The organism is Ligilactobacillus agilis DSM 20509, from assembly GCF_001436215.1.
Lineage (GTDB): Bacteria > Bacillota > Bacilli > Lactobacillales > Lactobacillaceae > Ligilactobacillus > Ligilactobacillus agilis.
Genome location: NZ_AYYP01000032.1, coordinates 28,238 through 52,553, shown reverse-complemented (window position 1 = coordinate 52,553; position 24,316 = coordinate 28,238). Strand labels below are relative to the sequence as shown.

Below are 24,316 nucleotides of genomic sequence, written 5' to 3'. Positions count from 1 at the left end.
CTGACCGTAAGGTCGTGAGCTACAAGCCTCTCACTTTAGTGAGGGGTAGTTGACAACCTTAGCTCAAGAAAATGGGCCTTTGTGCATAGACATAAATAAGGGGCGAACAGTTGGAATTTGTTCACCCCTAAAAGCAATGGGTACTCAGTTATTTTTCTAGTTCTTACAACATTGGCCCCACTGCAGCTAATCCCCGTGCCAGGTTTTCCTTGAGCAGGCCGGACTGGGAGATAAGCTTGTAGATGGTTTGCATCTTAGGTGAAAAGCTAGTATGGCCGAGATTTTTGACGGCTAAGCGACGCATGTCATCTGCTAAGTTGCGTAGTTCGTCTTCTAAGTCGCTCTTAGGTTTAAGTCGGTTCTTGAAATCGACAAGGAGCTTGCGTTCGGCCTCAGTAAGGCTAGGATCTAAAATGAGATTGTAGATAAAAGTTAATAGTTGTTCGTCTGACATAAAGCACTTCCTGTGTAAAAAATTTAATTTAGTGTAACAGAAGTTAAGTGCGTTAGCAAATGGGACACAAAATAAAATCCTTGACAGGAAGCGGTGAGAGACTATACTTAAAGGTGTAAGATTACAAATGTAAACGAACTAATGAAGGGGTGCGTCAGAATGCAAATTTTAGTTGTGATTGTTGTTGTAGCTGCGATTGCCTTTATCGCTTGGTGGTTCTTTGGTAAGCATGATCAAGGCCAAAGCCAAGCTCAAGTTAAGGGTAATAGTCAGGAAGCGCGGATTACCGTTAATGGGGGGTATAGCCCAGAAACGGTAGTGTTGAAGCAAGGGGTACCGGCTAAGCTGGTCTTTAACCGCTTAGATAAATCTAACTGCTTGAAAGAAGTGGTTTTCAAGGACTTTGGGATTAGTGAAGAATTGCCAATTAAGCAAGATAAGGTTATTGAAATTGATACCAGCAAGGCAGGCGAATATACCTATGCTTGTGGGATGGATATGTTCCACGGAAAGGTTGTCATTAAATAATGTCTTACTTTAAACGTTTTGTGATTTCCCTGGTACTGTCGGTGCCACTGATTATTCAAATGGTGGGAATGGCTTTTTCCTGGATGATGCCTGCCTATAATTGGATTGCCTTAATAACAACCACCATTATCATGGCGCTGTCGGCCTTACCATTTTGGCAAAGTGCTTGGGCGGCCTTTAAAAACCATCACGCTAACATGGATACCTTAGTTGCGATTGGCACGGCGGTAGCCTATTTTTACAGCATCTATGCGATGGCAACTGGACGGGCGGTTTACTTTGAAACTGCCGCCCTTGTCACGGTCTTTGTCTTGTTAGGACAAGTTTTTGAGGAACGGATGCGCAATAATGCTTCCAGTGCGGTAGAAAAATTATTACAGTTGCAAGCAAAGGAAGCAGAGGTTTGGCGGGACGGTCACTATCAGCTAGTCCCTGTAGCTCAGGTTCAAGTTGGGGACTTAGTGCGGGTCAAACCAGGACAAAAGGTGCCCCTAGATGGCCTTATCACTGAAGGGGTTTCAAGTGTAGATGAATCAATGGTTACTGGTGAGAGTATGCCGGTAACCAAAAAAGTAGGAGACAGAGTTGTAGGTGCTACGCTTAATAAGACCGGGACATTTACCTTCCGGGTGGAAAAAATCGGGCAAGATACAATGCTAGCCCAGATTGTGGAGCTAGTCAAAAAGGCTCAAACTAGTCATGCCCCGATTCAACGTTTGACGGATAAGATTGCCGATATTTTTGTCCCCATCGTGTTAATAATCGCACTGCTGACTTATCTAGTTTGGTATGTATTTCTAGGAGCTAGCGGGGTAGACGCCATGCTTTATGCCGTGGCGGTCGTTGTGATTGCCTGCCCTTGTGCTTTAGGGTTAGCGACACCAACCGCAATTATGGTGGGGACCGGCCGGGCTGCCAAGTTAGGGGTGTTAATTAAAGACGCTACTGTTTTGGAAGCCATTGATGGTGTTCAAACTGTGGTCTTTGATAAGACCGGTACGATTACGGAGGGCCAGCCGGTGGTGACCGATGTTGTCGGACAAAAAGATCTTTTACGTGTGGCTGCCAGCCTAGAAGCTGCTTCGGAACACCCACTGGCAGCAGCAATTTTAACGGCTGCTAAGCAGGCTGACTTAACTTTAAGCCCGGTAACTGATTTCCAAGTAGTGGCGGGCCAGGGGGTTAAGGCGAAATTAGCCAACAAAGAAGCCCTCTTAGGCAATGAACAGCTCACTAAAGCTTATGAGCTCTCTCCTCGGTTACAAGCGACCCTAACAAAGTTAAAGCAAGCAGCTAAAACCGTGGTGATTGTGGTTTATGACGGGCAAGTCTTGGGCTTAATTGGAATTCAAGACCGGCCTAAAGCAGATGCTAAACAGGCTATGGCTGCCCTAGTCAAGCGAGGTTTAAAGCCAGTTATGCTAACTGGTGATAATGAGGTGGTCGCCCAAGCGATTGCGGACGAAGTAGGGATTAAAGAAGTGATTGCTGGAGTCTTACCAGATCAAAAGGCGGCGACGATTGAACACCTGCAAGCCGCCGGCAAGGTAGCCTTTGTGGGGGATGGGATTAACGATGCCCCTGCACTTTCGACCGCCACTGTGGGGATTACCATGGGCTCTGGGACAGATATTGCCTTAGAAGCCGGCGGGATTGTCTTGACCAACAACCAGTTGATGGGTGTGGTCAACGCCTTTGACATTAGTCAAAAGACCTTCAAGCGGATTAAGCTTAACTTGTTTTGGGCTTTAATCTACAATGTGATTGGGATTCCACTGGCAGCCGGGCTCTTCAGTGGCTTGGGGCTAACTCTCAGTCCCGAATTTGCCGGCCTAGCAATGGCATTATCGTCTATTTCGGTTGTGGGTTCCTCCTTGCTTTTGAATAAAGTTAAAATTGGGGCTTAAAATAATAGTCTAGGATTTGTGGATAAAACAACTCCTAGGCTATTTTGTTAATTCTTAAGTTTTAGTTAAGACTGCTTTTGAAAAAAATAATTTCGGCCTAAATTGCGAATGTTAATAGTAGAGGGGGAAATTTTTTTATTCGCAAAGAGGTGACGAATTTGGATTTGAGAAAAAAACTTGCCCGCAAATGGCGCCAAGCTACAATTAAGGATCACTTGGTTTTTAGCTGGGTTTTCAACGACCATCCGGAACTGCTAGAAGAGTTACTAAAATTGTGGGTGCCCTGGCTAAAAGTCAGGCAAAATTGTCAAAGTTAATCGGGAAGATAATTTTAAGAAGAATGCGATTTTTCACGGGCCCCGCTTTGACGTTTATGCCGAAGACGACCAGGGGATTATCTATGATTTTGAGATGCAAAATGAGGACCAACATGATTTAGCCGAACGAATCTCAATCTACCAGGGTAATTTGAGCAGGCAAGCCCTGTATGCAGGTCAACCGTTCAAGAAACGCAAGCGCACGGTGGTCTTTTTTATTTGCGACCATGACCCTTACGGATTAGGTTGGCCTAGTTACGCCTTGAAAGTCGAGTTAGTCGGGTGTCCAAGCTTTTCAGTTGACAACAAGGAAACCAATGTTATAGTGAACTTAAAAACAGATGTTAGTCATCTTACGCAAGCACAAAGAGAAATGGTAGCGTATTTTAATGATGGTACCGTGAGCGGAGCTTTTAGCCGGAAATTGGCGGTCGCAGTGGCGGCGGTAAAAGCAGATGCAATCAGGGGAGGGATTTACATGACGATTGAAGAGTATGCGGCGCTAAAGAGTGCCTACGCCCGGGAACAGGCTTTAAAGGAAGGCTTGGAACAAGGCGAAGAGGCTGGAAAAGAGTCCGAGCGGATTAAAACAATTACCGGTTTAGCCGCCCTAGACATGAGTCGGGCCCAAATAATAGAATTTTTGAAAACTAATATGGAATTAAGTGAAGAAGAAGCCCAAGCTGCCTACGATAACGCCATGGCGGCCCACGCTTAATCTCTCGCCAAAAAAGTCCCGCTCTAAAAAGAGAGCGGGACTTTTTTAGAAGATAATTTTTGATTAGAAAAAACATTAATTTCCGAACATTGCTTGAAAGAAAAATTACTAGCTGGGGAGACACTTTTTGTCGTGCCTACTTGCTAGACTAACGCTCGTAGGCAACTACGGGTGGGTAAAGCTAGTATTGGGCAAGAAGGTTGCTAGGTACAAAAGATTACTAGAGGGTGGGCTAAAATTTGCTATAATTTACTGTGAGAGGGAAAGAAAATCCAAGGGGGAACTTTTCTATGAAAAAGCAGGTAATTTATCTAGCAACTACGGCGCTACTAACACTAGGGCTAGCGGCTTGTTCTAGCGGTAAGCATGAGCAAGCTAAGACAAGTAGTAGCCAAAAGACCAGTCAGGTTAAAAAAGCTAGTCATAAGAAAGCTGAGCAAAAAAGTAGCAGCAGTCAGTCGGCCAAGAAGCAGGCAGAAACTAAGAACCAACAGGCCAGTGAGTGGGACCAAAGTAAGACCCAACAGTTGACCACCTTTATGACCAACTGGGGCTACACCATGCAGCAGAGCTACCAAGCTTTTAGTCCGCAAAATCCAGGCCACTTTAGGGGGATTACAATCCCAACTGGAGTCTATCCCAATGGTCCTACTCCACTTGCAATTAACGAACCAGCTAACAAGCAAACTGCGGCTTGGTCTAACGATGGTGCGGGACCTAAGAATACCTATAACATTGTTGCCAGTTACATATACCATAACGATCTAGGGGCAATTGACGTTTACGCCTACCTCTTTGCCTTTTACAATGGGAAGCCAGTCGCATTAGTAACTGGTCAGACTGAAGGTAATAGTGAGGGAACTGCGGTTTTCAAGGAGACAGCCAATCCTGACGTCAAAGCGGCCTTTGCGCAAATCGCAGCCGGCAAAGGCATCCCAGCCAAGTATGCTTCGCCTAAACAAAAGGTCGAAGCCAACACCAAGATGACGACCGACCTCGCCTTACAGGTCTTTTGGTCCGCCAAAAAGGCCGAGGATGCCAACTGGGGCTTAGACAACGTTACCTTCTTGTTTATGCATGATGTTTCTAACCACCACGTCTACGATAACGATACGATTGACGCCGTGTTCCCAGCCAATACATACATGGTGGGTCAATCAATTACCGGCGTCAATGACATTGCCTTCCAATTAATTGGTAACAATAAGGCTAAGGTCTACTATCTTCCAGGCAGCTTTATGATGTCTGCCGACGGGGATCCTAACGACATTGTTAATAATGCCATGTCCCATCCACAAGAAGTAGAGATTCTTAATGTCGATACCGCCACATTAGACGGTCTCAAAGCTAAGCTAAATCAGTAATATTAGTAAATAGTTTTAAATCGTTATGATACAATTTAACCCCCGCTGTCTGTGGCAGCGGGGGATTTTTAGTATAGGGAAAATTAATTAGGTATTAACTTTTTAAAATAAAGCTGCTATTCTTAGGTTAGATTTAGATTATAGGAGAAGAAGCGATGAAAAATATTTACGTTGTTGGTGCTGCTTTAATAGAAGATGGTAAATTATTGGTTACTAAACGTAATAGTGACCGTATCTTGGGAGATTTATGGGAATTTCCCGGTGGAAAAATTGAACAAGGTGAATTACCTCAAGAAAGTTTGAAGCGTGAATTAAAAGAAGAATTCAATGATGAAATTATTGTGGGAGATAAAGTAACTGAAACAGCGAGTTACGAGTATGAATTTGGTACGGTTCATTTAACAGTCTACTATGCAAAATTCTTGTCCAAGAATTTTGATTTGATTGCACACAGCAAGGTTAAGTGGATAGACCCGGCTGAGGCATTAGATTTAAATTGGGCTCCGGCAGACATACCTGCAGCACAAGCAATAAGTAAAGTAAACTTGCGTGAGGTAAGATTTGATGAAGATCATTAGTCAAAAGCAAGCATTAAAAGACTCACTCTTAAATTCTTTTCTTGATAAAAATAAGTTCGAGGCAAATGACGAGTATGCAGCTAAGTTGATTGCAAATACTGAGGGCGAAACGATGTACGACCGAATTTTTGATGGAGTTAAGCATTGCCAATTTTTTACATTTGCCGTGGCTTTTATTGAAAGTGGGATTCTTAACTCATTAAAAGTTGCTTTGAAAAATAGGACCGTTCAAGGAAGAATACTGACATCGACATATCTATACTTTAATAAACCAAAAATGTTTAAGGAACTATTGAAGTTACCTAACGTTGAGGTCAGAATTTATGAACAAAATCATGGTAAATTTCATGCTAAAGGTTATTTATTCCAGCACGAAGGTTATCAGTCTGCTTTAGTGGGCAGTTCGAACTTTACTACGGGCGCCTTGCAAGTCAATAAAGAATGGAACTTACTCTTTACTTCTTATAATGATGGTCAGCTCACAGAAGACATCTCCGCAGAAATTGAAGATCAATGGGATGCAGCTACCCCTTTAACGGCTGAATGGATTGAAAAATACGAGAAGGTTTATCACCTAAATCAAAAATTTGTTAAATCAGCCTCAAATATTGTTCCTGAGCAAGTTGATGAAAATAAAGGTAACTATTCTTCGATTCAACCTAATAAAATGCAAGCGGAAGCCTTAAAGAATTTGCAGAATTTAAGATTGTTAAGGGAAACAAAGGGGCTGGTTATTTCTGCAACTGGGACAGGGAAAACGTACTTAGCAGCCCTAGATGTTAAAAATTATCAGCCTAAGCGTTTTTTGTTTATAGCCCACAGGGAACAAATATTGAAGAAGGCTTTGGAAAGCTTCCATAAAGTACTTGGCGGGGATAAGGATTCAAATTATGGAATATTATCCGGCAATTCCAAGGTGATGGACGCCAAGTACCTCTTTGCAACGGTGCAGACATTAAGCAAAGACGAGAATTTGAAACAATTCAAGCAAGACGAATTTGACTACATTTTGGTTGATGAGGCGCACCATGTTGGAAGTAAGATATACAACAAAGTTTTAGATTACTTTGAGCCCGATTTTTTATTAGGAATGACTGCCACCCCAGAACGAAGCGACGATAAGAATATCTATGAGTTGTTTGATTACAATGTTCCTTATGAGATTAGGCTCCAAGAAGCATTAGAAGAAGAAATGCTGGTGCCGTTTCACTATATTGGAGTGTCTGACTATACGTATAACGGTGAAGTAATTAGCGACAATACTAATTTGAAATACCTAGTTAGTGAAGAACGTGTCAAGTATGTGGTAAAGCAAAGTGAGTACTATGGCTATGATGGCGATGTATTACATGGCTTGGTCTTTGTTAGCAGGAAGGAAGAAGCTCGCGAAATAGCGACGTTATTAACTAAATATGGTTATCCTGCCCAAATGTTGAGTGGTGAAGACAGCCAGGAAGAACGTGAAGAAGCAATCGAAAAACTTCGCCTAGGCCAACTAACGTACCTGGTTACGGTAGACATATTTAACGAAGGGGTCGACATTCCTTTCATAAATCAAGTAATTATGATGAGACAAACAGAATCTGTGATAGTTTTTGTTCAACAGTTGGGCCGAGGCTTGAGAAAGGCGCAAGGTAAAGAGTATCTAACTGTTATAGACTTCATCGGCAATTACAAGAATAATTACTTAATTCCAGTTGCTTTAACGGGAGACCAATCGCGGACGCGCGACGGGATTAGGGAACACGTCGAAACCGGTAAGATTGAGGGCTTATCAACAATTAACTTTGAATTAGTTGCGAAAAAACGGATTTTGGATCAGTTGAAAGGAAGCAAGAATTTATTTACTTTAGAGATAAAGAAAGATTATCAAGAATTAAAGCGACGTTTGAATAGGATCCCGCTAATAGCTGATTTTATTAAGAATAATATGGTTGCTTCACAAGCTATTTTATCCGTTTTAAATAAAAAGGGGAATTACAATGATTTTCTCCGCAAAGTTGACAAGGACGCTGCTTATTCATGGGAAAAAGGTTACTTAGATACTACGCTCACTTTTGTAACCACTGAGTTATTAAATGGCAAGCGCGTTCATGAATTATTGCTGTTACAAAAAATTTTACGTGATGGTAAATCTTCGCGAGCAGAGTTGGAGGAATTGGTCTTAGCTACGGGTAGCTATTGTAACGAGGACGTGCTAGATAGTGTTGAACGGATTTTAACCTTAGACTATTACAAGCCTAAGGGATATGACGACAGGAGCGAGCAAGACAAAACTAAAACAGAATTTGCAAAGTTAGGTGGACGACCACTAATTCGAATTGATGAAGAAAAAGGTTATCGGTTTAATGATACAGTCTCTGAATTATTAGATAGTACACCAGGATTTAGAGAATTATTTGAAGATGTGGTTGAATCCGGCTTGCTAAACGCAAAGGAATACAATTTGCGAGAGTTATTCACGTTAGAAAAAAGATACACTCGTTCAGATGTTAACCGACTCTTAAATTGGCAAAGACGCGTCCCTGCTCAAAGTATAGGTGGATATTTTATCGAGAATGGTTATTGCCCGATTTTTGTAACCTATATGAAGAGCGAAGATATAAATGAATCCATCAAGTATGAAGACAGGTTTATATCTAATAGTAAAATTCACTGTTATACCAAGTCAGGAAGAAGACTAGGTAAAGGTGAAATTGCTGGGGTTGTTGAAGGAGCACCTAAGTTAGAATACTTGCTGTTCATAAAAAGATCTGATGCTGAGGATGATGATGAATTTGTTTATTTAGGTACTGGTAAGGTAGATGGTAATTCTTTAAAACAAGAGTACCGTGAGCTTGAAAAAAAGGGAAAAATAGTAAATGAGCCGATTGTTTCTTATGACCTTAAGCTAGATGTACCTGTACCATTTATGCGTTATCGGATGCTGACTGAGGAAAATAACTAATAAGTAATTAAAGGTTTTTGGGGAAGAGTGCTTTTCCGAAGGCCTTTTTTGCTAGGTTAAAAAATAATGATAATTTTTTAATTGAAAATTTAGCTAAAAAAAGAATTAATTGAGTGAGTTTTTGCGAATCATATATATAGAGGGGGAACTTTACCCACAATCAAGAATAGAACGAGGAATTTAGATATGACTAAGATTTTAAAACGAGAAGCTAATTATCCAATTACAATTCCAGCCAAGGTTCGCTTTGATTTGCGCTTAACAGCTAATGAGAAATTATTTTATGGGGAGCTGTACACGTTTGGCGGTATGGCAGGAATTTTTACGGTTTCTAACCAACGCTTAGCGGCTTTATACCATGTGACGGTGAGGTCAATTTCAGCTTGGCTCAATAAGTTGGCTAAGTGTGGTTACATTGAACTTGCCAATTCGCTGGATAAAAACGAGCGGATTATCAGCTTTATACCAGGGGTTGATCCGTTGGATAGGGATGGCTACCTTTATGATGAAGAAGTAGGTCATGAGGAAATAATTGAAGCCGTAGCGGAATCAGCTGATAAGTATGATTACACGGTTGATACTAAGGTTGACCCGGAAGTGATTGAAGCAGAGATGACAGCTCGTTTTGGCCCCATTCCAGACCATTTAACTCCTGAACAAAAAGCTGAGTTAAGAGAGTTTAGAAAGCTAGCCTACAACAAATTACACTCAAAAAATAGTTATGATTCTAAGCTGCGCAAGGAAGCACAACTTGGCAAGGCTTTATATGCTGAAGAAAAGATAACTGAATTTTTTAACAAGTTGAAGTCTAAGGAAACGGAACCCCCACTAGAAAAGCAAATATATATGATGAAGCAAATTACAGAACAGGCGAATAAGGAATATGATTGGTTACACGAAGATGAGTTTAGGAAGGAAATTTCTATGGAAGAAAATTTCTACCCCCTGGAGAAGAAATCTTCTAGGGTAGAAGCAAACTTCCAGCAAGAAGATAATTTCCAGGGGTTAGAAAATGCTGATAATACTAAGGTAGAAGAAAATTTCATGGAGAAGAATACTTCTAGGGTAGAAAATAATTTCCAGTCTAAGTTAGATAATATTAATTCAATAGTGGATAAGATTATTGTCGGCTTCGCCGACATAATTAAAAATATAAATAAACTAAGTGATTTAAGAACTACTAAGAATTTAATTCCTAATCAATCGGCGTAAGCCGATTAATAATAACCACTCTTTAAATAAAATGAACTAGTTAGGCTAGAAAAAATTTTCGCAGGTAGGACAGGAAAAATTTTTCCACCTGGAAGGAAATTAAATGCAAGTAACAATTACAGATGATATTATTTTGGGTAGAATTTTTAGTGACAATGGGTATAATTCCTAGTAATAGCTTTACAAAAAAACAAAGGCTATAGTAAATTAAAAAGGTGAGCTAAGTGCTGAAAACACCGCCAGACAGGCACTTAATACGTATTTTACAAAGCAAATTGTAAGTGATGAATTTACGGCGCAAATAGATCAAGCCGTGCAAGCATTAAAGCAAGATTCGAAAAGGGGGGCAATCTACATGGAAGCAAAAGAATGGGTAGCAAGAGAAGTAGCGCGTGTTCGAACAGATAGCCTTGCAGAAGGTCGTGAAGAGGGGCTGAGTATTGGCCGTAGAGATGGTATGACCCTGGCTTTAGCAGTATTAAGTGATATTCCTAAGCTAATAGCAGCTAATAAAGGACATGAAGAAATAATAACCACTTTGGTAGCTAAGTACAACATAGATCAAGCGCAGGCGGAAAGTTATTATGAGCAAGTGATGGCGCTTAGGGCCTAAATAATAAAAAGAGCAATTGGATTGGCTCAGTGTAGTCTTCCAATTGCTCATTATTACGAAAAGGATAAAGTTAGATTATTTCAAAATTACTTGCAATCCAGCAGCTAGGATTCCACCAATAATTGGACCACAAATTGGTACCCAAGCGTAAGACCAGTTAGCACCACCCTTATTTGGAATAGGTAAAATACTATAAGCAAATCGTGGAGCTAAGTCTCGGGCGGGGTTTAAAGCAAAGCCAGTTGTAGCACCCAAAGCTTGACCAATAACCATAATTAGTAAGCCAACTATTAAGGGTTTTAATCCCTGAGTAAAATCGCCTAAATTGATTAAAGTAAAGACAAAAAAGAAGGTGGCGATTGTTTCGCTTAAGAAGTTAAATAAGCCATTTGGAATTGAAGGTCCAGTTGCAAAAATTCCTACAGAGTTACCGTTGTTATTATCAGTTTCTTTAAAATGAGGATAATAATGAATAATAACAAAAATTGCTCCGACAAAGGCACCCAGTAGTTGCCCACTGATGTAAGGTAGAACTTGTGACCATGGGAAAAATCCAAAAACAGCAAAGCCTAAAGTGACGGCTGGGTTTAAATGTCCTTGAGCGCCAAATTGTCCGGCGACATAAACGCCAAATGTTACAGCCATTCCCCATGCTAATGAGATGTATAACCAGTTTGAACCTTTGGCATAACTGTTTTTTAAATTAACAGCAGCACCGCAGCCAGTACCAAATACGATTAAAATCAGCGTCCCTAAAAATTCGCCTAAAAAACCGGACATGTTAGTCATCCCCCTTTATTTTAAGTGGTTTTAATTGTTGCTCAATAGTGGATAGCTCAACTCCTGCTTGAAGTAATGAGGCTGCAACGTAAGAACTTTCAACTAAAGCAGTATCGTAAACGTGGATAGTTTTATCAGAAAATTCAATGGCCATATCTAAATTCATACGTGCACTGCCGAGATCATAGAAGGCCAAGATTTCATCAGCAGTATTTGTGGTTAAAGCTTCAGAAATTTTTTCCATACTTGTGCCGATGTCGTTTTCATCAGTACCGCCGGCATAGGTAATGGATATATCTTTTGCCACTTGCTTTAAAAGTTTGGGTAATCCTTGGGCAATTTCTGGAACGTGTGAACAAATTAAAATACCATACGCCATATTATTCACCGGCTTCCAAAAGTGCTTGGAATAGATAGCCACTAGAAACTGAACCAGGATCTAAATGACCGATAGAACGTTCACCTAGATAGGAGGCTCTTCCTTTCTTGGCTTCCATGTCCTTAGTTGATTGAACAGCTTCTTCTATTTGTTTTGCTGTTAAGCTATTTTCCTTTAGTGCAGGAACAGCGACCAACCATACATCTACCATAGTTTTATCACCAGCATTTGCACCACCACGTTTCTTGATGCCATTAACAGCTGCTTCGGTCAAGAGACCTAGATCGTTTGTAGATGTACTGAGTTTAGCCATTTCTAGAAAAGCAGTTCCGTACAGCGGACCGGCAGCACCACCAACTTTAGATATCAAAGACATTGCGACTAACTTTAGTGCAGAAGTTACATCAGTTGGGTTCTTACTTTTAAACGCCTCTTGGACTGCGACCATTCCACGAGCCATATTGTTACCATGATCTCCATCGCCAATAGGGGTATCTAAATCGCTTAAATATGCTTTGTTTGCCTCGATTTTTTCAGCAAATAGTTTCATCCATTGTTTTGTTAAAGCTAATGTTAGTTCCATATCTAATCACTCCCCATTACCAAGCAATTGTGTCAACTTCATAATTTAAATAGTCCAACCATTTTGTTTCAGCTAGTTCAAAAACTGTAAGTGAAATACCGGCCATATCAATGGAAGTCATGTAGTTTCCAACTTTAGTAAAGACAGGAACAATATTTTTATTTTCTAGCCAGTTTAAAACATCATTGGAGAAGATATACTGCTCCATTAATGGAGTTGCTCCCATCCCATTTACGAGGACTGCATATTTTTTATCACTCTTTAAATTCAGACTAGCATCAATTTTAGCTAGCATTTCAGCAACTAAATCTTTAGAAGGTTTAATTGTTTCTCTTCTATACCCTGGTTCACTATGAATTCCCACACCATATTCAATCTCATCATCAGCTAATTCAAAGCCAGGTTTACCAACTTCTGGGACAGTAGCTGCTTTTAAAGCAACCCCGATGGTGTTGATATGAGGTAAAACTTTTTCGGCTAGGGCGGCAATTTCCTCAAGAGAAGCACCTTGATCAGCAGCTGCTCCGACAATTTTATGCATTAAAACAGTACCAGCAACTCCCCGCTTTCCTTGGGTATAGAGACTATTTTCAACGGCAATATCATCGTCAACGATAATCGATTTAACAGGAATATCGTCCATTTCAGCCATATCTTTTGCCATATCAAAGTTCATTACATCACCGGAGTAATTCTTTATAACTAAGAACACACCTTGACCTTGATTTGCTGCTTTAATAGCTTCGTAAACTTGATTAGGAGTTGGAGAAGTAAATACTTGACCGCAAACAGCTGCTGTTAACATTCCTTGACCTACAAAGCCTGCGTGTGAAGGCTCATGGCCACTGCCACCTCCAGAAACAATTCCGACTTTGCCAGTCATACTAGCTTTATTGCTACGCACAACGGCTTCTGTACCAGGGATTTGTTCGAGGTATTGAGGATATGACCGCACAAGACCACTGACCATTTCACTAACTACGTTGCTAGGATTGTTGATAATTTTTTTCATAATAAAGATCCTTTCTTGACTTATCTTAATGACAAGTCCATTATAAAGTGAAAACGCTATCGCTCGTAACGGACAGAAAATAAAAGTTGTCCGTATTGCTAAAAGGAATTGCTATGTTAGTTTAAAATAAAGGGAGAAAGGGGGTTTTTGGGGTATGAAAATATATAATTCTGAAGATAGCCTACTAACTGATACACAAAGAGGCATTGAGATAGTTGCGCCACATTTAAAAAAAGTAGAAGGAGTTTACGGTTATGTTGATTCAAGTTTTGATGATTCGTATATTCCAGTGATTTCAGGTGGAGGTGCTGGACATGAGCCCTCCGATTGGGGTTTTGTAGGTGGAAATATGCTAACGGCGTCAATCACTGGAAAATTATTTGAACCACCTATGCCTGAAGAAATTATTAAAGTAGCAAAGGCGGTAACTAAAAAGAAGCGCGCTTTTTTTATTATTAAAAATTTTGAAAAAGATGTGCGGGTTTTTAAGCAGGCAATTGAATATTTGAGAAACATAGGTTGGTCGATAGAATACGGGATTGTAAATGATGATATTTCGGTTGATGCAAGTTCATTAAGAAAATATCGCCGTGGGTTAGCTGGAACCATTTTAATTGAAAAAATTATTGGTACGTTGGCGAAAAAGGGGAAGAGCCTAGTAGACTTAAAAATGGTTTGTGAGCAACTCTTGCCGGAAACCAAAACGATTGGCCTGGCCTTTAGTGATTCCGTTTTATATAAACAGAGTTGTCACACTCTATCTTTGGGAAAAGATGATATTTATTATGGAATTGGAATCCATGGTGAAGCCGGTTATCGTAAAGAGCATTGGCAAAAATCAGAGTTAATGGCGCGCGAGATTGTTAACAAGATGCGCTTAAACTTTAGGTGGCAAAAAAAAGAGAACGTGGCGCTCCTAGTTAATAATATCGGAAAGATATCCCCAATGGAAGAATTAACCTTTACTGCAGATATCACAGAACTTTTGGAATTAGAGGGACTAAAGATTCCATTCATAAAAACTGGTTCTTTTATGACTTCACATGATATGTCAGGAATTTCCGTATCAATTTTACGCTTGCAGGATAAATGGCTAGAGTACTTAAAACAACCAAGCACTTGTTATGCTTGGCCTAATAGTATTTGAAGGTGAAGTAGATTGCATTGACAACTTTTTTAGATAGTTCATCATATTCTTTTGGGTGTGGTTTATAGAGGTTATTAGTCATTGTATAAGTCATACCTAAGCTATAAGTTTCTACGAAATCACGGGCTTGGTCATTTTTGACTAAGCCTTTTGTTTCAAGTATATGTAAAAGAAGTGTTGTCATATATAGTGATATTTCTTTAACAACATCAACTTCGGTTTGATCTGCAATTACACTACGAAAGAATTTAGCATTGATCTCAATATCATAAAAAACGAGGGGGATGATTTCTTCCCAAGATAAGTAGTCTAAATTGCTAATAATGTCGTCTTCCATCATTGAGCGAATAGTCCATTCTAGCAAGTCATATTTATCCTTAAAATTATCATAAAAAGTTTGGCGGCGAATGTTGCCTTTTTTCATGAGGGAAGCTACGCTCACGTGGTTGAACCCTCGTTTAGAAACCTGTTCTATAAATATTTGCGAGATTCGTTTTTGAAGGATGTAGGACAAGAATTGACACCTACCTAAAATAAAAATCATTATTTGTGAATACTTTATTAAACTATTGTATCATACCCGACTTGTAATTGATAAATGGGAAATGTTTATTAACAAAACGATGAATTGGTGCCTATTATTACCATTTAATAGAAATCCACGCTTGTTGGAATTTAAGTTATAATCAGGTTGAGATAGTATGAATCCGTTTTTATTTAAAAGTTAAAGTTATAATGCATAGTAGGTGGTAGAGATGAATGTAAGTTTAGTTAAATTACAATATTTTGTGGATGTGGTTGATGAGGGGACTTTTTCTAAGGCGGCGTTAAAAAATAGAATAGCGCAAACAAGTATTTCGCAACAAATTAAGGAGCTAGAACAATATTATCAGTGTGAATTGATAAAACGGCAACAACCGGTAGTTATGACGCAAGCTGGTAAAGTTTTATATCAAAATGCTAAGAAGGTTTTACAGCAATTTACATTACTTGAAGAACAGATGGAAAAAGCGAAGAATAATCAAGTGGAACTTAATATAGAGTATGCATCTATTGTCGATATTCAGTCGCTAAATTTAATGCTCAAAGGTAAAAATCAACCTAACTTTACTTTGCATAAGGTTAATTTGGGCGAAATTGCTAGTAACTTATTAAGTGGTAAATATGATTTTGCAGTTACATTTGATTCTGAGTTTCAAGGTGTGGCGGGAGTTGAAACTAAAGAATTGACTAGTGGGGAGTATTGGCTAGGAATTAGTCAAGATAATCCGTTAGCAACAGTAAACGAAGTAACGCTAACTCAACTCGAATCTTACCCATTAGTTATGTTGTCTCCCAAAATAATCGGAAAATCATATGATATCATGATAAAAAGGTCACAAGGTAAACTGAAAATTAACAGAATTGTTGATGATATAGAAAGTGAAATCTTCTATATGAAACAAGAAAATTTGTTAGGATTTTTTCCTAAGACATATGAGTTAACGCTTAAAGAAGAAGGAATAAAGTTAGTTAAAATCATTGATTCTCCCCATGTTTATAGTGTTGTTCTAGCTTGGAGGAAAGTGGGGCTTACAGAAATTCAAAAACGCTTTATTGAGGTATAGGTATTACCTATACCTGTATAGTTATTTCATGTTTGAATTTGTTAACAAAATCACATAAACTAAAAATGAAAATAAATATAGAGGGTGATTTTATGACTAAATTAATTTTAACGGGTGTTGATGGCAACCTTGGAGCGCAAGCAGCAGCGGACCTCTTAGAATTAGCTCAAATTCAAGATTTAGTTTTTTGTGGATATGATCAAAAAAATTTAGATAAGTACAAGAGCATGGGAGTAGCAGTGCGCCAAACTGACTTTAATAATGCGGATGGATTAGCAGAAAAGTTTCAAGGTGGGGACGTTTTGGCATTAATTTCAATGCCATTTGTCGGTAGTAAGCGACAGAATGCCCATAAAAATGTAATTGATGCTGCTAAAGAAGCTGGAGTAAAAAAGATTATCTATACTTCTTTGGTTAACGCAGATGATCCAACTAATCCAAGTAAAGAAAAAATAGATCACATCTATACGGAAAACTACATTAAAGATTCTGGCTTAGACTATATTTTTTTGAGAAATTCGCAATATGCCGAAGCAATGATTACTAATTACTTTACGTATGTAAAAACAAGTGGAGTGCTAACAAATAATCAAGGGGCAGGTAAAATGGCCTATATTTCTAGGAAAGATTGTGCTAAAGCAGTAGCGTATGCTTTGTTAGCTACTGATATGCACCACCAAATTTTAAATATTAACGGTCCCGAACTAATGACAATTAGTGATTTTATAAGAATTGGTAATGAACAAACAGGTAATAATGTAAGTTATCAAGAAGTATCTGATGAAGAAAACTATGCAATCTTTGATGCAATGGGTGTACCACGGACAACGGATGGTCAATTTAAAGAAGGATCCGAAGCGCCATTTTCTTCAGAGGGAATGGTAACCTTTGGTCAGGCTATTCGTGAAGGGAAGATGGCAGAACATACCGATGATTTTGAGAAACTGACGGGTTCTAAGCCTTTAACAGTTGCTTACATGTTTGCGCATAACGAAGATTTTCAGATTGGTGATCGTCACTCTAAAGATAATTAGGGAGGCACAGTGATGAGAAAAATTGTAATCAATGGTGTAGATGGTAATTTTGGTAAAGTTGTAGCTGACAATGTCTTAAAATTAATTCCTAAAGAAGAGCTACTTTTTACAGCGCCTAGAGCTGAAAAACTCGCTGAATACAAGAAATTAGGAATTAATACAGCTGTAGCAGATTTTAATTCAGCAGATAGTTTACAAGCAATCTATCAGGATGCTGATAAAGTCTTATTGATTTCAATGCCATTTGTGGGAGCAAAGAGACGACAAGCACATAAAAACTTTGTTGAAGCCTGTGTAAAAGCACATGTAGGCCAAGTAATTTACACATCAGTTTTATCGGCTGGAAATCCTTTCAATCCTAGCATCGAGAATAGAGATCATGGGTACACAGAAGCGCTCATTCAGAATACGTCGCTAGACTATATTTTTCTGCGAAACTCTTTATTTGCAGAAGCATTTATTACTGATTATTATCGGGCAGTAAATAATGGCGAGACTACGATTGAGAAAAATATGGGAGATGGTCGTGTATGGTTTATTTCACGACAAGACGCAGCCTTAGCAGCAGCAAATGCATTAAATAATGATTTATTGCACAGAGAAGTTCTTAATATTAATGGAATTGAACCACTAACGTATACAGATTTTTTGAAAATTGCTAATGAAGTTAGTGGTAATGAAATTAAGTATGTTAAGCGTACAGATGAAGAATTGTACGAGTATTTTGATAGCATTGGAGTGCCTCGCAATACTGACGGTGATTTTTCTAAGAGTCCAATTCAAGCAACTTCAGAAGGAATGGTAACCTTTGGAACAACTGTTAGAGCTGGGTACCTTGACGTTCCAGTAAGCGATTTTTCAAAATTAACAGGTAGAAAACCATTAACTGTTAGGTATATGTTTCAACACCAAGCCGATTTTCAGTTAGGTGATCGTCACCCAACAGAATGAGGATTGCTAACAAAGTAAATTTTAAAAAGAGCAGTTGTCAGGATGTATTTACTCAAATACATGCTGGTGACTGCTCTTTTTTTATGGTGAAAAGATTTCTAGCAAACTTTTGTACGTTTTTTCTTTACGGTTATCAAAATAGTGATATACCAAAAATAGGTCATATGTTCTGTTAATTAAAATTTGATAATTAAAATAGGGTGTCATTATGCAGCAATTAGCAACTGGGTTGGAACAGATTATGGGGCAACCGGCCATCACGCGGTTAGAGTAAATGTACGTCATTGCTAAGCTTGAGCAAGGTCAGTATGTTTACTATAACCAAAATACTAAGAAATTTTTGCCTACGGATAACCATGCTAGTAAGTGGACGAGTATTTCGGCGGCTAGGGAAGCATTGCATAAGTTAGAAGAGAAACAAGCCTTAAAAGAGAATCTACTAAATTCATTGACTGATGAATTTCAGACGCAAAAAGCACCTGTGGTTAGCGACTATAGCCAAAAATTTATCAGACGTAGTCAGGAAGAAGTGCTAGCACAGGTTAAAGAGACAGTGCTGTTTTTACGGCACCTTGGTGAGATTGCGGGGTTATTACGCAAGGAAATTTCTGAGGCTGATGGGGCGGTTTTGCAAGATATCTTGCATTTAGCCGAGTTAGGCCAGCCTGGGATTATGGGGAAGGTGCAGATTTATAATTGCTTGAGTCAAAGTCGAATTAAGCGTAGAAAGGCTAAGGATTTGTTGGCGATTATTGCTCCCCTAATTCCAGCGGAAGATAACAGCATCGACCTTGATAAATGCAATGATGCCTTACAGAACTACCTAAAGGTTGCTAGCGCTCGGACCTACCATTTCAAGGATGCACAACTAAAAAATAATTTCAAGCGTTACTTGGAACAAAGTAACGGACTTAGGGGGCAAGTAGATGACCTACGTGATTGTTAAGAATGAGGGAACCGGTGCACGTTACTACCGGCGGAAAGATAATAATTTTACTAAAGACTTAATGCTAGCGAGCAAGTGGGATACCTTGAATCGGGCTGAAGAGATTTTAGCTGAGCTTAACAAAACAGGCGCACAAGAACTAGCCATTGAAGAAACAGCTAAGCTAAAACAGCAGGTCAAACAAGAACAAGTCGTTAAGAAAGACACGGAGCTAAGGGAGTACGCCCACCAACTACTGGCGGCTAAGGATCAAGCCTTTTATGCCGAGTTGGAGCGGGTTAGTCGGTTCTTGGCGGCTAGTCCTTACCTGTTAGATGAAATTACTGCCAAGATTTCGCAAGAAGATGGGACGGTCTTACAAGACTTACTGCACACCATTGAATTAGGGGACTATCGGGCTCACGAGGGCTTGGCGTTACTTAAGGATTTGCGGGCTAGTCGCAAGAAGCGTCGTTACTACAAGGACCGTCAGCAGGCCGTCAACTATTTACTAACCAAGGCCAATACCGGGCAAGTAACCACGACTTCTGACAAGGCACAGGTTGCCTTAACTAAGCTAGGGGACTTACAGGCAGAGCGCAATTATAATTACCGCAACAGTGGCTTGCAGGCAAAGTATGCGAAGCTGTTGGGAAAACAGACGGTGCAAAGTTGGGTGCAACTCTTTACGCGCCTGCGAAAATACTGAGAAATCCGGGCTAAAAGCGCTTAAAAAATGTGTTATCATTAAGGAAGTTAAGCGTAATTTTTGAGGTGAGATGGGATGATTAAGAGTAAGAAGTACTTGGCGGCTAAGGCTAATGAATTAGTGGCGGCTTTTGCCAAGCAGGCGCCGGCTAATCCTAACTTGGAAGAGGTAATCAAGCAGGCCCAAGCAGAGCTTGAGGCCCGTCAAATTGCTCCCCAAAACATTGTGGAACAGTTGGTGTTAGATAGTTACCGGATTTGTCGTTTGAGTCATCTGAAGGTAAATGATGAGGCCTTTCAGCTTTTAAAGGAGATGGAGGCCTTGTCACGGGAACGGTCAATTTTACCCTTCTTTCGTTATGATCCTTGGACTTAAGTTAGTAGGACCTCAGTGGGGTCCTATTTTTTTATCGGCTTAAGCGATGTGGTATAATTAATTGAATTTAATGAAAAAGTTTTCACAGAAAGAAGGGGTAAGATGCTGACGGTAACAAATGTCACCAAGAAATTTGGCGACTTGACTGCAGTTTGTGACCTAAGTTTTGAGCTGGCAGCAGGGGAAGTCTTAGGCTTAGTTGGTCAAAACGGGGCCGGTAAGTCGACGACCTTTAAAATGATCTTGAACTTTCTGGAGCCAACCGCGGGGAGCCTAAGTTTTTTAGGCCACCAACTTGGCCCGAATGATTTAAATGAGATTGGCTATATGTCGGAAGAACGTGGTCTTTATATGGATATGACCATCGAACAACAGGTAGTCTATTTTGCCCGCCTACACGGGTTAACGACTAAGGAAGCCAAGGCCAGGTTAGGTGACTGGATGGATAAATTACATGTGAAAGGTCAGGTTACCTCAAAGATTAAGGAGCTGTCTAAGGGGAATCAGCAAAAGGTGCAGCTAATCACGACCATGATCCATGAACCGAAGCTGTTAATCTTAGACGAACCCTTTTCTGGGTTGGACCCGGTTAACGTGGCGGCTTTGATTGAAGTTATTAAGGAGGCGCGGAGCAAAGGGGCGGCGGTAATTTTTTCTTCCCACAATATGCAAAACGTGACCGAAGTTTCGGATAAGGTTTTGATGCTCGTTAACGGTAAGCGTCGCTTGTACGGGGGCTTAGACCAGGTCCGGGCTAGTTTTGAGCGGCAAAAGCTGTATTTAGAAGGTGACTTTGACTGGCAAAACTTCACGGGCTATCAGGCCATCAAGGATGACCACCCTGGTAAAATTTTGACCTTTGAAAGCGAACAGCAAGCTCGGGCCTGTTTGGAGCAGGTTAAAAATTCTCCTAACTTAGAAGGCTACCGGTTGCTGGAGCCTAGCTTAGACGATATTTTCAAAATGGTGTTAGGGGGAAGTAAGCATGAGTAAAAAGCAAATTGTGGCCTTAGGGGTCTTTAGTCGGCGCCTAAGGTCTGCCAGCTATTATTGGATGATCTTTGGTCCGCTGCTAATGTGTCTCATAATCGGTGGAATTAACTACTTCGTGGCTAAGTCGGTCACCAAAAGTGAGCCCAAGATTGCGGTTGTGGCTAACCCCCAAGTCAAAGCTGCCCTGATGAGTTTGCCTGCGGATGGGTACCGCCTGGATAAGAAGCTGACCTTAACGAACCAAAAGCAAATTAAGCAAGCGCTAGCACAAAAAAAGGTCGACGGGGTCTTGGTAATAAAGGGTGATTTTAAGTCGGCCCGCTACCTCTACCAAGCCGGTAATGATAAGAACCAGCCGACCCAGGTGTTAACGGCCATTTTGAGTAAACTCAAGTCGTCGCTGGCAGCCCAAAAAGCCGGCCTCAGTCCCAAGCAGTGGCAAGAAATCACTGCGGCCGTTCCCCTTAAAACCGAAGTTATCCGCCAAAGTAATCAAAAATCGGAAGACGATAAGCAGATTGCTAAGGGAATCAGCTTTGTAGTGGTGGTAATCTTATTTTTAGTAGTTTCTAGCTACATCGGGATTGTTGGTAGTGAGCTAGGAAACGAAAAGAGTAGCCACTTAATCGAATCCTTATTAGCCTCGGTTCCGGCCAGGGAACACTTTAGCGGTAAGATGCTGGGGATTGCCTATTTGATTAGCTTCCAGCTGGTAACTTACCTCCTGATGGGCGGCTTGTTCTACGTTGGCTTACAGGTAGCTGGTTACGGCAAACTGGTGAATGATTTGCACTTGGAGAAATATTTAACTAGTTTTGGCCCCCAATTTTGGCTACTAATCTGTCTGATTATTGTCCTGTCACTGGTTCTTTACATCCTCTTAGCCGCCTTACTGGCTTCATTTGTTTCGCGGGTAGAAGACATCAGCCAGCTTTCTTCGATGGTGGGGATGCTAGTGATGGTGCCATACATTTTTGCTTTGATAGCAATGTATGCTCCGAACGTTTTAGCCGTTAAGGTTTTGTCTTACCTTCCGTTTATCATCAACGGGCCGATGGTTGTGCGCCTAGCCTTAGGGGAAGCTAGTCTAAGCGCTGGTTGGATTGCAGTTGGAATCTCAGCCTTAGCCGCGATTGGCCTATACTTCCTAGCGGTTAATGCTTACCAACGTAATGCCTTAACTTATAGTAATAAGTCACTCTTTGTAACTTTAGGTCAAGCTTTGAGAAGAAAGTAGGAATCCTTATGTCTGACGTGGTAATTGTCTCCGCTTGTCGCAGTCCCTTGGGAAAATTCGGGGGCGCCTTAAAAGATGTTAGCGCCGTGGAACTGGGGCAAAGCGTGGTTAAAGAGGCGCTGGCTCGAGCACAAATTGATGGTCAGCTAGTGGACGAAGTGATTTTTGGAAACGTCTTGGCGGCAGGCTTGGGGCAAAATCCAGCCCGGCAAATTGCCCTAAAAGCAGGTCTGCCCCAAAAGGTGGCGGCCACCACCATCAATATGGTTTGTGGTTCGGGCCTAAAAGCTGTCTGCCTAGGAGCTAGCATGATTAAGGCCGGGGATGCGCAGGTGGTTGTTTGTGGCGGGAGCGAGAATATGAGCGCTGCCCCCTACCTCTTGCCTAGCATGCGGTTTGGCGCCCGCTTAAATGATAGTCAGGTAATTGATAGCTTAATTCATGACGGCTTACAAGACGCCTTTAGTGGTGAGCACATGGGGCTGACGGCTGAGCGGGTGGCCGCCCAATTTAAAATCAGTCGGCAAGTTCAAGATGAGTTTGCCCTGACCAGCCAGCTCAAAGCCCAAAAGGCGCAGATGGCAGGTCGATTTGAGGCAGAAATTGTGCCCCTAGCGCAACTAGCAAGCGATGAAACGATTCGGTATGATACCAGCCTCGAAAAGCTAGCTAAGCTCAAGCCCGTTTTTAAGGCCAACGGCACGGTAACAGCTGGTAATGCCGCGGGCCTAAACGACGGGGCAGCCGCCTTGGTTTTGATGGCTAAAGAAACTGCCCAAGCGCGCGGTCTAGACTACCTGGCGGAAATTAAGGCCTACGCTAACGTGGGACTTGACCCACAGGTGATGGGCTTAGGGCCAATTGAGGCCGTCAAGAAGCTGGTGGCCCAAAGCGACTTACAGTTAGCCGATTTTGACTTAATTGAAGCTAACGAAGCCTTTGCTGCCCAGGCTTTAGCGGTGTTAGACCAACTGCAATTGGATACTAGCAAGGTAAACGTTAACGGGGGCTCGTTGGCCCTAGGGCATCCTTTAGGCGCATCTGGTGCCAGAATTTTGGTAACCCTCCTGTACGAACTGAAAAGACGGCAAGCTAACCTGGGGCTAGCCACCCTGTGTGTGGGTGGCGGCCAAGGAGTGGCTTTGGCAGTCGAAGCTAAATAACTATAGCATTAAGCGTGTGACTCATGGAGTGACACGCTTTTTTAGTAGGTAAAATTAAATAGTTTTAATGATTTTAAGCAAATTTTTTTAAATTAATTACCGCTTTGTTTGCGTATCTTAATATAGGAGGGATAAATATGCTAACAAGATCAGTCTTAGCAAAAACGCTGGCAGCAAGCAACCATCAAAAACAATATTATTTTCAACTGGGTCTTTGGCGGCCGGTCAGTCTTTTAATGAGCGCAAGCAAACCTTAATTGCTTTTTTGTGTGACTTTGACCTTTATGGTCGCAACCGCCCAGTCTACAAGCTGAAAACGACGGTTGAAGGCCAGGAAGATATTTTAGTTGACAGAGGGGAAACCAATGTTATATTTAACTTAAAAGCCACTGACTTAGCAGGTTTGCCGGTTGATTATGTCGCTTTGCTGACCTATTTTAATACGGGGCAGGTTAGCGACGACTTCACGGCCGCAGTTGATCAAGAATTTAGACGACTTAAGGGAAATGATACCAGAAGGGAGTACTTTATGAGTATTGAATCAATAATTACGCTGGCAGAAAGCTATGCTAGGCAAGAAGGTTATGATGAAGGTCGCGAAGAAGCAGCCAAGCTATTGATTGAAGACGCGGTGCAAAACCAGCGGGACCTAGATAGTTTGCTTACGAGCCTCAAGGCGATTTTTAAAGATCAGGCTCACATTGACGAGTTACTGACTAAATATTACTACCGGTAACAAGGACGACAAAAAAGCAGGGAACCTAAACTGAGGTTGCCTGCTTT

Annotated in this window: 25 protein-coding genes; 19 read left to right on the top strand and 6 right to left on the bottom strand. The window is 40.9% G+C overall.

What is annotated here, in order from left to right:
- Positions 1-163 precede the first annotated feature (163 nt).
- On the bottom strand, positions 164-454 hold the full coding sequence (locus tag FC14_RS04980; protein WP_050610660.1) for a bacteriocin immunity family protein: 291 nt from the start codon (positions 452-454) through the stop codon (positions 164-166).
- A 159-nt stretch (positions 455-613) separates the two neighbouring features.
- Between FC14_RS04980 and FC14_RS04975 the strand changes: the two genes are divergently transcribed.
- The 8 genes from FC14_RS04975 to FC14_RS04940 all read left to right on the top strand — a co-directional run bounded on the left by FC14_RS04975 (position 614) and on the right by FC14_RS04940 (position 10,638).
- On the top strand, positions 614-982 hold the full coding sequence (locus FC14_RS04975; protein WP_050610661.1) for a cupredoxin domain-containing protein: 369 nt from the start codon (positions 614-616) through the stop codon (positions 980-982).
- Positions 982-2,889, top strand: a complete 1,908-nt coding sequence (locus FC14_RS04970; protein ID WP_056976735.1) for a copper-translocating P-type ATPase — start codon at positions 982-984, stop codon at positions 2,887-2,889. Before FC14_RS04975 ends, FC14_RS04970 begins: the two co-directional genes overlap by 1 nt.
- Positions 2,890-3,192: 303 nt before the next feature.
- Complete coding sequence (locus FC14_RS04965; protein ID WP_156655740.1) at positions 3,193-3,924, top strand: PD-(D/E)XK nuclease family transposase; 732 nt, start codon at positions 3,193-3,195, stop codon at positions 3,922-3,924.
- A 290-nt stretch (positions 3,925-4,214) separates the two neighbouring features.
- Positions 4,215-5,288: a DUF4767 domain-containing protein gene (locus tag FC14_RS04960; protein ID WP_056976733.1), complete on the top strand. Its 1,074-nt coding sequence runs from the start codon at positions 4,215-4,217 to the stop codon at positions 5,286-5,288.
- Positions 5,289-5,443: 155 nt separating this feature from the next.
- Positions 5,444-5,866 (top strand): (deoxy)nucleoside triphosphate pyrophosphohydrolase, encoded by a 423-nt coding sequence (locus FC14_RS04955; protein ID WP_056976732.1) that lies wholly within the window; start codon positions 5,444-5,446, stop codon positions 5,864-5,866.
- Positions 5,853-8,813, top strand: coding sequence for a DEAD/DEAH box helicase (locus FC14_RS04950; protein ID WP_056976731.1), 2,961 nt, complete (start codon positions 5,853-5,855; stop codon positions 8,811-8,813). Before FC14_RS04955 ends, FC14_RS04950 begins: the two co-directional genes overlap by 14 nt.
- Before the next feature lie 186 nt (positions 8,814-8,999).
- Positions 9,000-10,025 (top strand): helix-turn-helix domain-containing protein, encoded by a 1,026-nt coding sequence (locus FC14_RS04945; RefSeq protein ID WP_056976730.1) that lies wholly within the window; start codon positions 9,000-9,002, stop codon positions 10,023-10,025.
- 355 nt (positions 10,026-10,380) lie between these two features.
- Positions 10,381-10,638, top strand: a complete 258-nt coding sequence (locus FC14_RS04940) for a hypothetical protein (protein WP_056976729.1) — start codon at positions 10,381-10,383, stop codon at positions 10,636-10,638.
- Positions 10,639-10,713: 75 nt separating this feature from the next.
- Here the strand turns inward: FC14_RS04940 and FC14_RS04935 are convergent, their stop codons facing one another.
- Genes FC14_RS04935 through dhaK form a run of 4 tightly spaced genes read right to left on the bottom strand, consistent with a single transcriptional unit; the run spans position 10,714 to position 13,392 of the window.
- The gene (locus FC14_RS04935; protein ID WP_056976728.1) at positions 10,714-11,418 is read right to left on the bottom strand and encodes an MIP/aquaporin family protein; all 705 of its coding nucleotides are present in this window, start codon (positions 11,416-11,418) and stop codon (positions 10,714-10,716) included.
- A gap of 1 nt (position 11,419) precedes the next feature.
- Positions 11,420-11,797, bottom strand: a complete 378-nt coding sequence (gene dhaM, locus FC14_RS04930) for a dihydroxyacetone kinase phosphoryl donor subunit DhaM (RefSeq protein WP_056976727.1) — start codon at positions 11,795-11,797, stop codon at positions 11,420-11,422.
- A gap of 1 nt (position 11,798) precedes the next feature.
- Positions 11,799-12,380 (bottom strand): dihydroxyacetone kinase subunit DhaL, encoded by a 582-nt coding sequence (gene dhaL / locus FC14_RS04925; protein ID WP_056976726.1) that lies wholly within the window; start codon positions 12,378-12,380, stop codon positions 11,799-11,801.
- Positions 12,381-12,396: 16 nt separating this feature from the next.
- Positions 12,397-13,392 (bottom strand): dihydroxyacetone kinase subunit DhaK, encoded by a 996-nt coding sequence (gene dhaK / locus FC14_RS04920; protein WP_056976725.1) that lies wholly within the window; start codon positions 13,390-13,392, stop codon positions 12,397-12,399.
- Between the two features lie 154 nt (positions 13,393-13,546).
- Here dhaK and FC14_RS04915 point away from each other — a divergent pair, with 154 nt between their 5' ends.
- Positions 13,547-14,539, top strand: a complete 993-nt coding sequence (locus tag FC14_RS04915) for a dihydroxyacetone kinase subunit DhaK (protein ID WP_056976724.1) — start codon at positions 13,547-13,549, stop codon at positions 14,537-14,539.
- Here the strand turns inward: FC14_RS04915 and FC14_RS04910 are convergent.
- Complete coding sequence (locus FC14_RS04910; RefSeq protein ID WP_225363567.1) at positions 14,526-14,963, bottom strand: hypothetical protein; 438 nt, start codon at positions 14,961-14,963, stop codon at positions 14,526-14,528. The genes FC14_RS04915 and FC14_RS04910 overlap by 14 nt on opposite strands.
- A 331-nt stretch (positions 14,964-15,294) precedes the next feature.
- Between FC14_RS04910 and FC14_RS04905 the strand changes: the two genes are divergently transcribed.
- The 10 genes from FC14_RS04905 to FC14_RS04860 all read left to right on the top strand — a co-directional run bounded on the left by FC14_RS04905 (position 15,295) and on the right by FC14_RS04860 (position 24,269).
- The gene (locus FC14_RS04905; RefSeq protein WP_056976722.1) at positions 15,295-16,146 is read left to right on the top strand and encodes a LysR family transcriptional regulator; all 852 of its coding nucleotides are present in this window, start codon (positions 15,295-15,297) and stop codon (positions 16,144-16,146) included.
- 92 nt (positions 16,147-16,238) lie between these two features.
- Positions 16,239-17,180, top strand: coding sequence for an NAD(P)H-binding protein (locus FC14_RS04900; protein WP_056976721.1), 942 nt, complete (start codon positions 16,239-16,241; stop codon positions 17,178-17,180).
- Positions 17,181-17,192: 12 nt separating this feature from the next.
- The gene (locus tag FC14_RS04895) at positions 17,193-18,131 is read left to right on the top strand and encodes an NAD(P)H-binding protein (protein ID WP_056976720.1); all 939 of its coding nucleotides are present in this window, start codon (positions 17,193-17,195) and stop codon (positions 18,129-18,131) included.
- A gap of 274 nt (positions 18,132-18,405) precedes the next feature.
- Positions 18,406-19,077 (top strand): hypothetical protein, encoded by a 672-nt coding sequence (locus tag FC14_RS04890; protein ID WP_056976719.1) that lies wholly within the window; start codon positions 18,406-18,408, stop codon positions 19,075-19,077.
- A complete protein-coding gene (locus FC14_RS04885) occupies positions 19,058-19,765 on the top strand; it encodes a hypothetical protein (RefSeq protein ID WP_056976718.1) in 708 nt (235 codons plus the stop codon). Before FC14_RS04890 ends, FC14_RS04885 begins: the two co-directional genes overlap by 20 nt.
- 75 nt (positions 19,766-19,840) lie before the next feature.
- Positions 19,841-20,140: a hypothetical protein gene (locus FC14_RS04880; protein WP_050611642.1), complete on the top strand. Its 300-nt coding sequence runs from the start codon at positions 19,841-19,843 to the stop codon at positions 20,138-20,140.
- Between the two features lie 102 nt (positions 20,141-20,242).
- Positions 20,243-21,133, top strand: coding sequence for an ABC transporter ATP-binding protein (locus FC14_RS04875; protein WP_056976717.1), 891 nt, complete (start codon positions 20,243-20,245; stop codon positions 21,131-21,133).
- Positions 21,126-22,370 (top strand): ABC transporter permease, encoded by a 1,245-nt coding sequence (locus FC14_RS04870; protein WP_056976716.1) that lies wholly within the window; start codon positions 21,126-21,128, stop codon positions 22,368-22,370. Before FC14_RS04875 ends, FC14_RS04870 begins: the two co-directional genes overlap by 8 nt.
- An 8-nt stretch (positions 22,371-22,378) precedes the next feature.
- Complete coding sequence (locus FC14_RS04865; RefSeq protein WP_056976715.1) at positions 22,379-23,533, top strand: acetyl-CoA C-acetyltransferase; 1,155 nt, start codon at positions 22,379-22,381, stop codon at positions 23,531-23,533.
- Between the two features lie 214 nt (positions 23,534-23,747).
- Entirely contained in the window at positions 23,748-24,269 is a 522-nt protein-coding gene (locus tag FC14_RS04860) for a hypothetical protein (RefSeq protein ID WP_056976714.1), read from the top strand.
- Positions 24,270-24,316: the final 47 nt, after the last annotated feature.

Coding starts and splice junctions, on each gene's coding strand:
- FC14_RS04940 (WP_056976729.1), top strand. CDS start 10,381: ATGGAAGCAAAAGAATGGGTAGCAAGAGAAGTAGCGCGTGTTCGAACA.
- FC14_RS04885 (WP_056976718.1), top strand. CDS start 19,058: ATGACCTACGTGATTGTTAAGAATGAGGGAACCGGTGCACGTTACTAC.
- FC14_RS04865 (WP_056976715.1), top strand. CDS start 22,379: ATGTCTGACGTGGTAATTGTCTCCGCTTGTCGCAGTCCCTTGGGAAAA.
- FC14_RS04960 (WP_056976733.1), top strand. CDS start 4,215: ATGAAAAAGCAGGTAATTTATCTAGCAACTACGGCGCTACTAACACTA.
- FC14_RS04880 (WP_050611642.1), top strand. CDS start 19,841: ATGATTAAGAGTAAGAAGTACTTGGCGGCTAAGGCTAATGAATTAGTG.
- FC14_RS04950 (WP_056976731.1), top strand. CDS start 5,853: ATGAAGATCATTAGTCAAAAGCAAGCATTAAAAGACTCACTCTTAAAT.
- FC14_RS04955 (WP_056976732.1), top strand. CDS start 5,444: ATGAAAAATATTTACGTTGTTGGTGCTGCTTTAATAGAAGATGGTAAA.
- FC14_RS04895 (WP_056976720.1), top strand. CDS start 17,193: ATGAGAAAAATTGTAATCAATGGTGTAGATGGTAATTTTGGTAAAGTT.
- FC14_RS04945 (WP_056976730.1), top strand. CDS start 9,000: ATGACTAAGATTTTAAAACGAGAAGCTAATTATCCAATTACAATTCCA.
- FC14_RS04890 (WP_056976719.1), top strand. CDS start 18,406: ATGTACGTCATTGCTAAGCTTGAGCAAGGTCAGTATGTTTACTATAAC.
- FC14_RS04900 (WP_056976721.1), top strand. CDS start 16,239: ATGACTAAATTAATTTTAACGGGTGTTGATGGCAACCTTGGAGCGCAA.
- FC14_RS04870 (WP_056976716.1), top strand. CDS start 21,126: ATGAGTAAAAAGCAAATTGTGGCCTTAGGGGTCTTTAGTCGGCGCCTA.
- dhaM (WP_056976727.1), bottom strand. CDS start 11,797: ATGGCGTATGGTATTTTAATTTGTTCACACGTTCCAGAAATTGCCCAA.
- dhaK (WP_056976725.1), bottom strand. CDS start 13,392: ATGAAAAAAATTATCAACAATCCTAGCAACGTAGTTAGTGAAATGGTC.
- FC14_RS04910 (WP_225363567.1), bottom strand. CDS start 14,963: ATGAAAAAAGGCAACATTCGCCGCCAAACTTTTTATGATAATTTTAAG.
- dhaL (WP_056976726.1), bottom strand. CDS start 12,380: ATGGAACTAACATTAGCTTTAACAAAACAATGGATGAAACTATTTGCT.
- FC14_RS04905 (WP_056976722.1), top strand. CDS start 15,295: ATGAATGTAAGTTTAGTTAAATTACAATATTTTGTGGATGTGGTTGAT.
- FC14_RS04915 (WP_056976724.1), top strand. CDS start 13,547: ATGAAAATATATAATTCTGAAGATAGCCTACTAACTGATACACAAAGA.
- FC14_RS04975 (WP_050610661.1), top strand. CDS start 614: ATGCAAATTTTAGTTGTGATTGTTGTTGTAGCTGCGATTGCCTTTATC.
- FC14_RS04970 (WP_056976735.1), top strand. CDS start 982: ATGTCTTACTTTAAACGTTTTGTGATTTCCCTGGTACTGTCGGTGCCA.
- FC14_RS04875 (WP_056976717.1), top strand. CDS start 20,243: ATGCTGACGGTAACAAATGTCACCAAGAAATTTGGCGACTTGACTGCA.
- FC14_RS04980 (WP_050610660.1), bottom strand. CDS start 454: ATGTCAGACGAACAACTATTAACTTTTATCTACAATCTCATTTTAGAT.
- FC14_RS04935 (WP_056976728.1), bottom strand. CDS start 11,418: ATGTCCGGTTTTTTAGGCGAATTTTTAGGGACGCTGATTTTAATCGTA.